Origin of the sequence: Thermomonas fusca DSM 15424, assembly GCF_000423885.1 — a bacterium.
GTDB classification, from domain to species: Bacteria; Pseudomonadota; Gammaproteobacteria; order Xanthomonadales; family Xanthomonadaceae; genus Thermomonas; species Thermomonas fusca.
Genome location: NZ_AUIV01000002.1, coordinates 162,319 through 175,343, shown reverse-complemented (window position 1 = coordinate 175,343; position 13,025 = coordinate 162,319). Strand labels below are relative to the sequence as shown.

The window sequence follows — 13,025 nt, the reverse complement described above, 5'->3', positions numbered from 1 at the left end:
TCACGGGATGCAATGAAAACACCTTCTGGCCTGCAGCCGCTCATCGATGACGGCGTGATCGATGAAGTGATGCGACCGCTGAAAAGCGGCAAGGAAGCGGCCGTGTACGTGGTGCGCGCCGGCAACGAGATCCGCTGCGCCAAGCTGTACAAGGACATGGCGCAGCGCAGTTTCCAGCAGCGCGTGCAGTACCAGGAAGGGCGCAAGGTGCGCGGCAGCCGCGAGGCGCGGGCGATCGGCAAGGCCAGCAAGTACGGGCGCAAGCAGCAGGAAACCGCGTGGAAGAACACCGAGGTCGACGCGCTGTACCAGCTGCGCGATGCCGGCGTGCGCGTGCCGGAACCCTACGGCTATTTCCACGGCGTGCTGGTGATGGAGCTGGTGGTCGATGCCGACGGCCATTCCGCGCCGCGGCTGGGCGAAGTGGAGCTGTCGCCGGAGCAGGCGCGCGGATTCCATCGTTTCCTGGTAAAGCAGGTGGTGAAGATGCTCTGCGTCGGGCTGATCCACGGCGACCTTTCCGAATACAACGTGCTGGTGGCGCCCGACGGCCCGGTGGTCATCGACTTCCCGCAGGTGGTCAGCGCCGCCGGCAACAACGCCGCGCGCACCATGTTGCTGCGCGACGTCAACAACCTCACCGCCAGCCTCGGTGCGTGGGCGCCGGAGCTGCTGGACACCTGGTATGGCGAGGAGATGTGGGCGCTGTACGAAGCCGGCGAACTGCGCCCGGACAGCGAACTCACCGGCGTGTTCGCGCATGACGATTCCGCGCCGGATCTTGATGGCGTGCGCCACGCCATCAACGATGCGCGCGAGGAGGCGCTGATCCGCCAGCAGGGCCGCGAGGCCGCGGCCGAGCAGGATTAGCCGCCTGCTGCACCATTCCACCTTCACGCGGCACCCGGCATGGTGCGGGGGTGTTTCCGCAACGGCCCGTGCATGCCGAGACGACGCAGCTCCGGTAAACCCCCAGCCTCGCCGGCAAAGCATGCGGTCAAGAAGATCGTGAGCGCAGCGAAGCCCGGCCAGGTGGCGGAAAAGCTCGACCCCACCAAGCCCACCGCCTCGCGCGGGCGCAGCGGGCTGTCCACGCGCCGGCCCGCCGTGCAGGCGTTCATCCGCAAGGCCCGCGGCAGCCTGCCGATGGCGCTGCTGCGGCGCTTCATCGATGCCGACCTGATGTCGCAGGCGGCGGCGCTGGCGCTGTACGCGATCCTGTCGCTGGCGCCGCTGCTGCTGATCCTGGTGTGGTTCACCACCTCGATCCTGCCGCTTGCGCAGGAAGCGGTGATGCAGCAGATCGCGCTGTTGGTGGGCGCGGATGCGGAGCGGGTGGCGCGCACCATCGTCGTGAATGCGCGCAACCGGCCGGATACCGGGTCGATTGCCGGCTGGTGGAGCCTGGGCCTGCTGTTCGTCGGCGCCACCGCGGTGTTCGCGCAGCTGCAGGACGTGCTCAACAAGGTGTTCCGCACCGACGCGACGGCGCTGTCCGGCCCGCTGGCGTGGCTGCGCAAGCGGGTATTCTCGATGGGACTGGTGCTGGCGCTTGGCTTCCTGCTGGTGGTGTCGCTGACCCTGAATACAGTGCTGGAGCTGCTGTTCGCGCGGGCGGACTGGATGCTGCCGCTGATGGCCCAGGTGGCCGCCTGGCTGGTGTACATGCTCGCGTTCGCGCTGATGTACCACTATCTGCCGGATCGCCGCGTAGGCTGGCGGCGCGCGGTCGGTGGCGGCGCGGCCACCGCGCTGATGTTCCTGGTCGGGCGCGCGGCCATCGGCTGGTACCTGGGGCGCGCGGATCCGGGTTCGGCCTATGGCGCGATGGGCACGCTGGTGCTGGCGCTGGTGTGGATCTACTACGCGGCGCTGATCATTTTCGTCGGTGCGCTGTTCACCGCGGTGGTGGACGAGCGCGCGAAGGCGCGGGCAAAGGCGCGCGCCGGGAAGAAACGGGGCAGGGCTGCGGTGGAAGCGCGCTAAGGGCCGTTGGCATCGGCGTGCTTCGGAAGTCCGCAGCCCATGCGCCAGTACGCGCCTTGGCCTCCCGCTATGCGCGGGCGGGCACCGCGAACGACGCCTGCCGCGATTGCTCGCCGCATCAGTATTTGTACGACTGGCCGCCGTCGATGGTGACCACCAGCCCGTTGACGAAGCTGGCTTCGCCGGACAGCAGGAACGCCGCCACCGCGGCCACTTCCTCTGGCCGGCCGAAGCGCTGCATCGGGTTGACGCTGACGAACTGCTTGCCGGCCGCTTCCCAATCCTCGCCGGCCATCTGCCGCAGCGAATTCTCGACCATGTCGGTCATGATCGCGCCCGGCGCGATCGCATTGATGGTGATGCCGAACTGGCCGTATTCCACCGCCGAGTTGCGGGTCAGGCCCACCACGCCGTGCTTGGAGGCGGAGTAGCCGGACTGGTTGCCCACCCCGCGGATGCCGCCCACCGACGCGGTATTGACGATGCTGCCGCTGCCCTGCTGGCGCATCACCTTCAGCACCTCGGCCATGCCGTGGAACACGCCGTTGAGGTTGACACCGATGACGCGGTCGAACTCCTTGCCGCCGAAGTTTTCGGTCAGATTCTGGTGGCCTTCGATGCCGGCGTTGTTGAAGAACCCGTCGATGCGGCCGAAGGTCTTCATCGTCTTCTTGACGTAGGCGTGGACGTCGTCCGGGTTGGACACGTCGGCGGTGACCAGCAGCGTTCGCGCCTGCGGATTGAGCGCAAGGATTTCCTTCTGCAGCCGCTTCAACGCGTCCTTCTTCAGGTCCACCAGCACCTGCGCCGCGCCCTCCAGCGCCAGCCGCAGCGCGGTGGCGCGGCCCAGGCCCGCGGCGGCGCCGGTGGTGACCACCACCTTGCCGTCGAAGCGGTGCGGCGTGTGCGCAACCTTCGCCGGTGCGGCGGTTCGGGGCTTGCCGCCCGCAACGGACTTGGTGGATTTTTCGGGCCTGGACGGCTTGCCATTCGCGGAAGCCTTGGCGGTGGAACCCGTTTTCCTGCTGCTCATTTCGCACGCTCCGTCGGGGATGCGGCCAGCATGGCACAACGGCGGGACAGCGACGTTGCGGGGGCGGATGGCCGTCCATCCATCCACTTGCCGTTGCCTGTCGTGAGCCCACGCAAAGGAGCGCACGATGCGTTTTTCCGTCCTGGCCCTGCTGCTGGCATTGGCCTGCAGCCCCGCGTTCGCGCAGACGTACTCGGGGCCGATCATCGATGTCCACCTGCACGTGGGGCCGGCTGCCCCGGGTGCACCGAACCCGGCCACCGGACAGCCGACCACGGCCAATTCCGATGCCGAGCGCGAGCAGCTGACGCTGGAGCGCATGCGCCGGCACGGCATCGTGCTGGGGCTGGTCAGTGGCCCGGATACGGCGATGGCCAGCATCCTGCGGGCCGGCGGCGACGACACGATCTGGGCGGGCGCATTCCTGGATGACGGACGCACGCCGCTGCCGCCGGTCGAAGTGCTGCGCAAGGCGTTCGCTGCCGGCGAGCTGAAGGTGATGGGCGAGATCGGCGCTCAGTACCACGGGCTGGACCCCAGCGATGCGTGGTTCGAGCCCTACCTCGCGCTGGCCGAAGAGCTCGACATCCCCGTCGGCATCCACACCGGCTTGGCGCCGCCGGGCACGCCGTATGGCTGCTGCCCGGGCTTCAGCGTCGACCTCGGCAACCCGATGCGGTTGGAGCCGATGCTCAAGCGCCATCCCAAACTGCGGGTGTGGCTGATGCATGCCGGCTGGCCCTACCTGCAGGAAACCAAGGCCATCCTCTACATGTACCCGCAGGTGCACGCGGACCTGTCGGTGATCAACTGGATCATCCCGCGGCAGGAGTTCCATGACTACCTGCGCGCGCTGATGACCGCCGGGATGGGCGATCGGCTGATGTTCGGCTCCGACCAGATGGTCTGGCCGGAAGCGATCACGCAGGCGGTGGAAGGCATCGACAGCGCCGCGTTCCTGGGCCCGGCGCAGAAGCGCGCGATCTTCCACGACAACGCGGCGCGGTTCCTGCGTATCGACAGGTAGACCGCGCGCTGTCGGCATTGCGTGGAGGCACACGCCCGCGCTGGGTCGCGGGCGCGGCTGCTATCCTCGCGCCATGGCCAAGCTGCTGATGAACCTGCGCAACGTGCCTGATGACGAGGCCGACGAAGTGCGCGCGCTGCTCGATGAGCACCGGGTCGAGTACTACGAAACCAAGCCCAGCCGCTGGGGAATTTCCTTCGGCGGGATCTGGCTGCGCGACGAGGCCGGGTTCGCGGCAGCGAAGCAATTGCTGGCCACCTACCAGCAGGGGCGCCAGCAGCGCGCCCGCGCCGAGCGCGAGGCTGCCGAGCGCGATGGCGCCGCGGAGACGTTCTGGTCGGTCGTGCGCGCGGAGCCGGGACGGGTGGCGCTGGTCGTCGTCGGCATCCTGTTCACGCTGGCCCTGTTCGCCCTGCCGATGATCCTGCTGCGCGGCTGAGGCCGCGGCGCAGTCGCCCAGCTCAGCCGCGGCGCGCCGCCTCGATCGCGGCGATATCGATCCTGCGCATCGTCATCATCGCGTCGAATGCGCGCCTGGCTGCGGCCGGGTCGGGGTCGATGATGGCTTCCAGCAGGGCGCGCGGCGTGATCTGCCACGATACGCCCCATCGGTCGCGGCACCAGCCGCAGTCGCTTTCCTCGCCGCCGTTGCCGACAATGGCGTCCCAGTAGCGGTCGGTTTCGGCCTGGTCGTCGGTGGCGACCTGGAACGAGAACGCCTCGCTGTGGCGGAACGCCGGCCCGCCGTTGAGGCCGACGCACGGGATGCCCAGCACGGTGAACTCCACGGTGAGAACGTCGCCCTGGCGGCCCGAGGGAAAGTCCCCCGGCGCCCGCATCACCCGGCCTACGGAACTGTCGGGGAAGGTGGCGGCATAGAAGGTGGCGGCCTCCAGCGCCGCCTCGTCGTACCACAGGCAGATGGTGTTCTTCGGGATCATGGCGCTGCTCCTCCGGTAGGGGTCACTGAGTACGACGGATGGGTGCGACGGAAATCGACAGGCGCGGAAACGACCCGATTCCGCGGGCCGTCCGCTGTCGATGACCCGCACGCCATTGCCATGTAAAATGATTGGGTCATTGGGGAGTAGCCGCTCTTCGTCGCGAAGAGGCCCACGTCAACACACTTGGCCCACAGGCCATGGCGCGGGCGGTTCCCATGCTTGGCAAGACCTTTGACCACTGCGCTTCGGGATGGCCGGGGATGCGCGGTGGTCATTCGTCCGTTGCCCGGCCCTGGAAAATCCATGGAATCACTGCTCGTCTCCACCGGAGTGGTCGCGCTCGCCGAAATCGGCGACAAGACCCAGCTGCTCGCCTTCATCCTCGCCGCGCGCTTCAAGAAGCCGGTGCCGATCATCCTCGGCATCCTGGTGGCGACCATCGTCAACCACGGGCTGGCGGGTGCGCTGGGCGCGTGGATCACCGCCATGCTGACCCCCGAGGTGCTGCGCTGGGTGCTGGGCCTGTCGTTCGTCGGCATGGCGGTGTGGACGCTGATCCCGGACAAGATCGAGGAAGAGGAAACCCGGATTGCAGGGAAGTTCGGGGTATTCGGCGCCACGTTGGTGACCTTCTTCCTGGCCGAGATGGGCGACAAGACCCAGATCGCCACCGTGGCGATGGCCGCCCACTACGCAACGCCTTTGCTGGTGGTCATCGGCACCACCCTCGGCATGCTGATCGCGGACGTGCCCGCAGTGTTCGTTGGCGACCGTTTGGCGAACAGGATTCCGATGAAGCTGGTGCACTCGATCGCCGCCGGCATTTTCGCCCTGCTGGGCGTCGCCACCCTGCTGGGGGCGGGAGCCAAGCTGGGGTTCTAGCGCGTCAACCTGCCGCTAGGCGCGCCGGGCGTCGCCATCGATCCGTCCGTCCACCAGGGTAATGGTGCGGTCGCAGGAGTCGGCCAGGCGCGGGTCGTGGGTGACCACCAGCACGGCGCAGCCGAACTGCGTGTTGAAGCGGCGCAGCAGGGCGAACACGTCTGCGGCCGTCTTGGTGTCGAGGTTGCCGGTGGGCTCGTCCGCCAGCAGCAGGGCCGGCCTCGTGACCAGCGCGCGGGCGATCGCCACCCGCTGCTGCTGGCCGCCGGAGAGCTGGTCGGGCTTGCGGTCTGCCAGTGCCTCCAGTCCCACGTCTGCCAGCAGGCCGCGGGCGCGATCCAGCGCATCGCGGTCAGGTTTGCCACGGGCCACCATCAGCGGCATCAGCACGTTTTCCAGCGCGGTGAACGCGCCGATCAGATGATGGAACTGGAACACGAAGCCGATGTGCCGGCCGCGCAGTGCGGTGCGCGTCTCGTCGTCCATGCTGCGGGTGGGCTGGTCCAGCAGATAGAGTTCCCCGGCAGTGGGCGAATCCAGCAGGCCGATCTGGTTGAGCAGGGTGCTCTTGCCGGAGCCCGACGGTCCCATCAGTGCGGCGAAGTCGGCGCTGTCCACGCGCAGGTCGATGCCGTGCAGCACCTCTACCTCGTTCGGTTGGCCGATGTTGTAGGACTTGCGCAGGCCGTCCAGCCGCAGCACTTCGCGCCGCTCAGGCATGGCGGATGGCCTCCACCGGGTCGAGCCTGGCCGCGCGCGAAGCGGGCACCGCCGCGGCCACCACGCCCGCTACCGTGGCCAGCGCCATCGCCGCCGGGATCAGCGCCGGCGGCAGCGGGATATGGAACAGCTTGGGGCCGAAGCTGTTGAACGCACCCACCAGGCCGAGGCCCGCCAGCGCGCCGAGCAGCGACCCCACCAGCCCCAGCACCGCGCCCTGCACCAGGAACACGCGCAGCATCTGGCCGCGGCGTGTGCCCATCGCACGCAAAATGCCGATCTCTCGGGTGCGCTGGGTCACGCTGACCGCCAGCACGCTGGCGATGCCCAGCGCCACCGACATCGCCACGAAGAAGCTGATCATGTTGGTGGACATGCTCTGCGAGCTCAGCGCGTTCATCAGCTGGGCATTGGTCTCCATCCAGCTTTCCGCCTTCAGCCCGGTCAGCCCGCGGATGCGTGCGGCGCTGCGGTCGGCGCCGAACAGGTCGTCCACGGTGACGTCGATGACGGTGACACCGCCGGGCAGGGCCAGCAGCGACTGCGCCTGCTTGAGGTCGAGGTAGACGTAGCGCGCGTCGAGTTCGCGCACGCCCAGCTCGAAGATGCCGGCGACGTTGACGATGGCCTCGCGGCCCTTGCCGGCGTCAATGCGCAGCTTGCCGCCGGTGCGCAGGCCCAGGTCCTTCGCCAGCTGGCGGCCGATCACGGCATTGCCGGAAGCAAGGTCCAGCCGGCCGTCCACCATGTTGCGGTCCAGCGGGATCACCCGCAGGTAGCGCGGCAGGTCAACGCCGACCAGTGCCACCGATTCCACCGCCTCGCCGCGACGCCCGAATGCCGGCCCGGACACCACCGGCGACACCGCGGTGATACCGGGCATGCGGTCCAGCACGTCGCGCACCTGCGGCCAGTTCACGATGGTTCGCAGCACCTGCGCGCGGCGGTCCTCCAGCACCAGCTGCAGGGTGCCGGGCGGGGCGGGCGCGATGCGGTTGACCTGGTCCGGCGCCTCCACCCGGATATGCGCCTGCGTGCCCAGCGTGCGCTCGATGATGTTGGCCTGCAGTCCGGAAATCAGCGCGGTGACGAACACGATCACCGACACGCCCACGGCGATGCCGAACAGGATCAGCAGCGACTGGCCGCGTCCTTGGCGCAGGAACCGCATGGCGATGGTGGTTTCGATCCACATCGCTCAGTTGAACTTCACCGGCAGCTCGCGGCGGGTGGCGGAATCGCCAATGGGCAGGGACTGGCCCTCGATGCGCACGCGGTCGCCGTCGGCCGGCAGCGCGTCGGCGGCCAGCGCGCTGGCGGCAAGCACGTGATCGCCTGCGCGCAGGCCCGCCACCACTTCGCTCATCGCCAGCCCGCGCAGGCCCAGCGTCACGGCAGTGCGGCGCACCCGCCCGTCGCGCACAAGGAGGACCGTGGCGCGATCACTGCCGTCGCGGGCGTCGAGCAGCGCATCGTTGGGCACCGCCAGCGCGCGCTCGCGCTCGCCGGTCAGCAGGGTAGCGGTGACGGTCATGTCCTGGCGGACGAAGTCCGCCTTCGGGTCGATGCGCAGGCGCACGTCCACGGTGCCACGTGCCGGATCGACGGCCGGTGCGATGTGGTGCACGGTGGCGGCGAACGCCCGCCCCGGAAAGGCATCGGCGATGCAGGTTGCGCGCTGGCCGACGCGCAGGCGCGCGATGTTCTTTTCATCCACCGGCAGCAGGATTTCGCCCGGTGCGTCGGCGGCGATTTCCAGCAGCACGTCGCCCGGGCGTACGGTGTCGCCCGGTTCGACGCCGCGGGTCAGCACGGTGCCGGCCACGGTGGCGCGGATCATCGCGCGCGCCAGGGTCGCCTCGGTTGCCGCCAGTTCCTCGCGCGCCTGGGCCTCGCGGGCGCCGCCGCCGGCCAGCGCATCCACCGTCAGCCGCGCCTGCTCGGCCGCGGCGCGCGCGGCCACCACCGCCTGCGCCGCCTGCTCCACGCTTTCGCGCGCCACCAGCTGGCGCTGGCCCAGTTCGCGCCGGCGCGCGTAGTCGCGTTCGGCCTGCGCCAGCTGCGCCTGCGCCTGGCGCAGGCGCGCCTCGGCGTCCGGGCGTTCAGCCTGGCGCAGGGCAGCAAGAGCGGCGCGGGCCTGGTCGCGGCGGGCTTCCAGGTCGCGCGCGCGCAGCACCACCAACACGTCGCCTGGCGCCACGCGGTCGCCGTCCATCACCCGGCGTTCCAGTACCAGCCCCGTGATTTCCGCGCCTACCTGCACCCGCGACAGCGCCGCCACCCGGCCGGTGGCCACCACGTTCTGCACCAGCGGGCCGGCTTGCACGTCGTAGCCGGGCAGCACCGGGCCGCGCAGCCGGGCGATGCCCATCGCCGCCAACGCCACGAGTGCAACGGCGGCAGCTGCGAGCCATCGTTTGCGGTGGGCGGAGCCAGTGGACATGGACGTGTTCCGGTAGCGGGAGGTCGCATTCTGGCGCAGGGCGGCCATCGGCGCGCCGCCGCGTGCTCCACGCCATCGGCGTGCGGGTCAGAGCACGGAGGAAACGGTGATGACCTGGTTCTCGCAGGCGCGGTCGCGGCCGCCCGACTTGGCCGCGTACAACGCCGAGTCGGCGCGCGCGATCAGCGTCGCCGAGGTGTCGCCGGGGTGGGAATTGGCGATGCCGATGCTCACGGTGACCGGCCGGTTCGGCCATTCCCGCGCATGGAAGGCATCCAGCAGCCGCTGCGCCGTGCGCCGCGCGCCGAGCATGTCGGTGCCCGGCAGGATGACCGCGAATTCCTCGCCGCCGAACCGCGCCGCGATGTCCTGCGGTCGCACCGCCGCGCGCAGGAGTTCCCCGGTGATCTGCAGCGCACGGTCGCCGGCGAGATGGCCGAAATCGTCGTTGAAGCGTTTGAAGTGGTCCAGGTCGAGCATCAGCATGGTGAAGCCGTGGTCGCTTTCGCGGTGGCCGCGGAGCAGGCGGTCGATGGCCTCGTCGAAACCGCGGCGGTTCACCAGCCGGGTCAGCGTGTCGGTATAGGCCGCGTCCTGGAAACGCTCGGACTTTTGCCGCTGATGGTCCAGGTGGTGCAGCAGCCAGGCCATGCCTATGACCATCGAGCAGGCACCCACGCCGCTCAGGTAGCCCACCGCCGCGACCACCTCGGCATGACTCCAGCCCAGCAGATGCTCCGCCGCGCGGATCGCGATCGCCAGCAGCGGCGGTATCAGCAGCGCAGGGATCGCGGCCCATCGCAGCAGCACCGTGCCCGGACTGTCGGCATACGCCACCCGCATGATGCCCATCGGCCGCTGCAGGACCAGCCAGCCCAAGGTGGCGACGATGAGCAGCAGGGCGGTCGGCGCCGACACCGGCAGCACCTGGACGACGCCCATGCGGTAGCTGTAACCGGCCATGGTCAGGGTGAAGGCGCCCAGCGACAGCAGCAGCCCGGCCAGCAGGTGGGCCAGGCGCGGCGCGCGCTGGAGGCTGACCAGCAGGCCCTGCGTACCCAGCAGGAGGAACGCGATCGCGGTCATCTGCGACATGCGCCCCGGTGGATTGCCCTGCGCAAAGGCTTCCGGGTCGGCGAACAGGTGATCGATGCCCAGGTCAACGTTGGTGGTGTATTCCAGCAGCGAGGCGGCACCGAAGACCAACACCAGCAGATTCAGCAGCACGCAGGCGATGCCGATGCGTTCGCGCCTGACGCACCCCAGCAGGGCCATGGCGTTGGCGATGAAGGCAATGGCGGTAATCGCCTTCATCCTGGTGGACCCGGTCAACACCCGGGTCAGCGCCGGAACGTCCAGCCACCAGCCCAGCAGGACCAGCGCGGACACCACCAGCATGACCCATGCGGCAATCTGGGCAATCTTGGCGACGCCGCCCCTGGGCGACGATGCAGCGGTGGGTCCAGCGGAAAGCGGGCTATTCATCGGACCTAATGTTGGCAGAAACCCGCGCGCAAAGGATCGGAAGCAGCGATAACCAAGGGCCCGCGTCGGCGGCAGCGTATGGCGCCGATGCGCTGGCGTTCCCCGCAAAAGGGCCGAGTGCTGGCCAACAAGCCGCCCTCAGGAGGCGGCGACGTCGCCAGGCCAAACTTTCTCAAGCCGGTGCGGCCAGCGGCTCCGGCACGTGCATGCCGTAGCCCTGCGCGTAGTCCACGCCCATCTCGGCGAGCAGATCCGCCGTTTCCGCATCTTCGACGTATTCGGCCACGGTTCTTATGCCCATCACACCAGCCACCTTCGCGATGGCTTCCACCATGGCGGCATCCACCCGGTCGTTGCGGAGGTTGCGAATGAAGGTGCCGTCGATTTTGAGGTAATCCACCGGCAGGTGCTTGAGGTAGCCGAACGACGACATGCCGCTGCCGAAATCGTCGAGGGCGAACCGGAAGCCAAGACCTCGCAGTTCCTGCACCAGCCGGGTGGTGAGCGACAGGTTGTTGACCGCAGCGGTTTCGGTGATCTCGAAGCAGATTTCCCCGGGAGCGATCTGGTGCGCCTGGAGTTGCTCCCGCACGAATGCCACCAGGCGGTCGTCGCGGAAAGGTTGACGGAAAGGGACGTGCGGGCGCGAACGTCGGGCGTCAGCGCGGCAAGGTGTCGGAATGCGGTGCGGATCACGAAGCGGTCGATGGTGGGCATCACGCCATAGCGCTCGGCGGCCGGGATGAACGCCATCGGTGGCACCGTCGTGCCGTCGCGATCACGCAGGCGCACCAGCAATTCCATCCGGTCGCGGGGCGTCCTTGTCGGCGCCAGCGCCACGATGCGCTGTGCATGGACATACATCCGGCCCTCCGCCAGCGCTTCGCGCAGGCGACTGACCCAGTCCATCTCCCGGCGCCGGTCCAACACTTCAAGATCCCCGGCGGCATGCACCTGCACGCGGTTTCGACCCTTTTCCTTGGCCAGCAGGCAAGCGCTGTCCGCCGCGATCAGCACCTCGTGCACGCCGCCGATAGTCCGATCGAACGTCACCATCCCGATGCTGGCGCTGCAGCCGAACAGGCGGTTGCCGTGCACGAACTCCAGCGCTTCGACCGTTTCGCGGAGTTGTTCCGCAAGCACCCTGGAGGCTTCGTGGCCTGTGTGCTCGAGCAACAGGCCGAATTCATCCCCGCCCAGCCGGGCCAGCGCATGGGGCGGACTGACGCGCGCCTGCAGCGCGTCGGCGATCTGGCAGAGCAGGGCGTCGCCCGCCGCATGGCCGCAGGTGTCGTTGACCACCTTGAACTGATCCAGGTCGAGGTACAGCAGGGAGTGCTGGGTGTCGTGTTCGCGCAGGCCATCCATCACGTGCTGCAGACGGCGCTCGAAGTCGCGCCGGTTCAGGAGGCCGGTGAGGGCGTCGTGGGCCGCCTGGTGACTGACGCGCATGGCCAGCGCATGTGCCTCGGTGACGTCGTGTCCCTGGACGAAGATCCCGGTGACCCTGGCGTCCTCGTCGACGATCGGTTGGTAGATGAAATCGATATGACGCTCCACTGGAGGAGCGCCGGGTTCCGTCTGCAGCAGGATGGGCATGGCACGACCGATGAACGGCTGTCCACTGGCATAGACCTGGTCCAGCAGTTCGTAGAAGCCCTGTCCGGCAAGTTCGGGCAAGGCTTCGCGTACGGGTTTGCCGATGATGTCCCGGTGCCCCACCAGCTGGTAATAGGCGTTGTTGACCAGTTCGAACACGTGGGTCGGCCCTTGCCCCACCGCCACGAAGCCTGGCGCCTGCTGCATGAGCTGGCGGAAACGCTGTCGTTCGCGGGCCATTTGCGCGCTGGCGCGACGTGCAGTATTGCTGCGCTTCAGATCGGACGCCGCCTCGGTCGCCAGCACGTGCTGGGTGATGTCGATCGGACACACCAGCAGCCCCGCGACGCGTCCGGCATCGTCGTGCAAGGGGGCCGAACTCACGCTCCAGTATCGGTCTTGCCAGCCCTCGCCATTCCCCTGCGCTATCGGGATCGGGTAGTGCAGCAGGGGCAGGGTGTCAGCTTGCCCGCGCTCGATCACCCGCGAGAACAGTGCGCGCAGGTCGCGCGCAGACTCCTGCATCCGGGCCGGCAGGGCATCGAAGAAGCGCCGCCCGATGTAGTTCCGGGGCGGGCCATTCGCCAGCGCCAGCCAGGCCGGGTTGGCATCGATGATGCGGAGGTCGCGGGAGAGCACTGCGTATGCATTGGGCGATGCCATCAGCAGCCGCTGGTAGTCCAGTCCCGGGGTCGGAGCTGCGTACATGGAGGCGCAGGTTTGTAGCGACATGACAGGGATACACCTGCGCATCGAATTTTGTGTGAAGGCGCCCGCCTGGTTGCCGTGGGCCGCGGACACGTACGTACCATTCCGCGATGAAATCCATCGCGATTCCGCACGCCGGCTCGGTGGTCCCGAACCGCGTCTCCGTCGGCATGGGCATCGCCATGAGCATGGGCAAAC

General features: G+C 68.6%; 11 protein-coding genes, 1 pseudogene and 1 riboswitch. Of the genes and pseudogenes, 5 read left to right on the top strand and 7 right to left on the bottom strand.

Going from position 1 to position 13,025, the window contains the following annotated elements:
* Window positions 1-12: 12 nt before the first annotated feature.
* Window positions 13-870: a PA4780 family RIO1-like protein kinase gene (locus G582_RS0101820; RefSeq protein WP_028838375.1), complete on the top strand. Its 858-nt coding sequence runs from the start codon at window positions 13-15 to the stop codon at window positions 868-870.
* A gap of 72 nt (window positions 871-942) precedes the next feature.
* On the top strand, window positions 943-1,986 hold the full coding sequence (locus tag G582_RS0101815; protein WP_425476529.1) for a YihY/virulence factor BrkB family protein: 1,044 nt from the start codon (window positions 943-945) through the stop codon (window positions 1,984-1,986).
* Window positions 1,987-2,104: 118 nt separating this feature from the next.
* On the opposite strand, the gene G582_RS0101810 is transcribed toward G582_RS0101815, so the two are convergent.
* A complete protein-coding gene (locus G582_RS0101810; RefSeq protein WP_083960898.1) occupies window positions 2,105-3,019 on the bottom strand; it encodes a glucose 1-dehydrogenase in 915 nt (304 codons plus the stop codon).
* Between the two features lie 127 nt (window positions 3,020-3,146).
* Between G582_RS0101810 and G582_RS15050 the strand changes: the two genes are divergently transcribed.
* Together G582_RS15050 and G582_RS0101800 are read left to right on the top strand one after the other, a co-directional pair.
* Window positions 3,147-4,046, top strand: a complete 900-nt coding sequence (locus G582_RS15050) for an amidohydrolase family protein (protein ID WP_051246446.1) — start codon at window positions 3,147-3,149, stop codon at window positions 4,044-4,046.
* A gap of 73 nt (window positions 4,047-4,119) precedes the next feature.
* Complete coding sequence (locus G582_RS0101800) at window positions 4,120-4,485, top strand: DUF6164 family protein (protein WP_028838372.1); 366 nt, start codon at window positions 4,120-4,122, stop codon at window positions 4,483-4,485.
* Between the two features lie 22 nt (window positions 4,486-4,507).
* On the opposite strand, the gene G582_RS0101795 is transcribed toward G582_RS0101800, so the two are convergent.
* Window positions 4,508-4,987 (bottom strand): VOC family protein, encoded by a 480-nt coding sequence (locus G582_RS0101795; protein WP_028838371.1) that lies wholly within the window; start codon window positions 4,985-4,987, stop codon window positions 4,508-4,510.
* A gap of 118 nt (window positions 4,988-5,105) precedes the next feature.
* A riboswitch (yybP-ykoY riboswitch) is annotated at window positions 5,106-5,292 on the top strand.
* 1 nt (window position 5,293) lies between these two features.
* Here G582_RS0101795 and G582_RS0101790 point away from each other — a divergent pair.
* Window positions 5,294-5,872, top strand: coding sequence for a TMEM165/GDT1 family protein (locus G582_RS0101790; protein WP_028838370.1), 579 nt, complete (start codon window positions 5,294-5,296; stop codon window positions 5,870-5,872).
* A gap of 15 nt (window positions 5,873-5,887) precedes the next feature.
* Here G582_RS0101790 and G582_RS0101785 read toward each other — a convergent pair whose 3' ends face one another.
* The 5 genes and pseudogenes from G582_RS0101785 to G582_RS17045 form a co-directional block, all read right to left on the bottom strand.
* On the bottom strand, window positions 5,888-6,592 hold the full coding sequence (locus G582_RS0101785; RefSeq protein WP_028838369.1) for an ABC transporter ATP-binding protein: 705 nt from the start codon (window positions 6,590-6,592) through the stop codon (window positions 5,888-5,890).
* On the bottom strand, window positions 6,585-7,763 hold the full coding sequence (locus tag G582_RS0101780) for an ABC transporter permease (RefSeq protein WP_248642634.1): 1,179 nt from the start codon (window positions 7,761-7,763) through the stop codon (window positions 6,585-6,587). Before G582_RS0101780 ends, G582_RS0101785 begins: the two co-directional genes overlap by 8 nt.
* A gap of 27 nt (window positions 7,764-7,790) precedes the next feature.
* Window positions 7,791-9,035 carry an efflux RND transporter periplasmic adaptor subunit gene (locus G582_RS0101775; RefSeq protein ID WP_028838367.1) on the bottom strand — a complete coding sequence of 415 codons (1,245 nt, stop codon included), beginning with the start codon at window positions 9,033-9,035 and terminating at the stop codon, window positions 7,791-7,793.
* A gap of 87 nt (window positions 9,036-9,122) precedes the next feature.
* Window positions 9,123-10,520 (bottom strand): GGDEF domain-containing protein, encoded by a 1,398-nt coding sequence (locus G582_RS15045; protein WP_083960897.1) that lies wholly within the window; start codon window positions 10,518-10,520, stop codon window positions 9,123-9,125.
* 172 nt (window positions 10,521-10,692) lie between these two features.
* Window positions 10,693-12,827: pseudogene (locus G582_RS17045) on the bottom strand (EAL domain-containing protein).
* Window positions 12,828-13,025: the final 198 nt, after the last annotated feature.

Excerpts from the sequence above, each read along its gene's own strand:
- G582_RS15045 (WP_083960897.1), bottom strand. The coding sequence starts at position 10,520 with ATGAATAGCCCGCTTTCCGCTGGACCCACCGCTGCATCGTCGCCCAGG.
- G582_RS0101820 (WP_028838375.1), top strand. The coding sequence starts at position 13 with ATGAAAACACCTTCTGGCCTGCAGCCGCTCATCGATGACGGCGTGATC.
- G582_RS0101775 (WP_028838367.1), bottom strand. The coding sequence starts at position 9,035 with ATGTCCACTGGCTCCGCCCACCGCAAACGATGGCTCGCAGCTGCCGCC.
- G582_RS0101780 (WP_248642634.1), bottom strand. The coding sequence starts at position 7,763 with ATGCGGTTCCTGCGCCAAGGACGCGGCCAGTCGCTGCTGATCCTGTTC.
- G582_RS0101815 (WP_425476529.1), top strand. The coding sequence starts at position 943 with ATGCCGAGACGACGCAGCTCCGGTAAACCCCCAGCCTCGCCGGCAAAG.
- G582_RS0101785 (WP_028838369.1), bottom strand. The coding sequence starts at position 6,592 with ATGCCTGAGCGGCGCGAAGTGCTGCGGCTGGACGGCCTGCGCAAGTCC.
- G582_RS0101800 (WP_028838372.1), top strand. The coding sequence starts at position 4,120 with ATGGCCAAGCTGCTGATGAACCTGCGCAACGTGCCTGATGACGAGGCC.
- G582_RS0101790 (WP_028838370.1), top strand. The coding sequence starts at position 5,294 with ATGGAATCACTGCTCGTCTCCACCGGAGTGGTCGCGCTCGCCGAAATC.
- G582_RS0101810 (WP_083960898.1), bottom strand. The coding sequence starts at position 3,019 with ATGAGCAGCAGGAAAACGGGTTCCACCGCCAAGGCTTCCGCGAATGGC.
- G582_RS0101795 (WP_028838371.1), bottom strand. The coding sequence starts at position 4,987 with ATGATCCCGAAGAACACCATCTGCCTGTGGTACGACGAGGCGGCGCTG.
- G582_RS15050 (WP_051246446.1), top strand. The coding sequence starts at position 3,147 with ATGCGTTTTTCCGTCCTGGCCCTGCTGCTGGCATTGGCCTGCAGCCCC.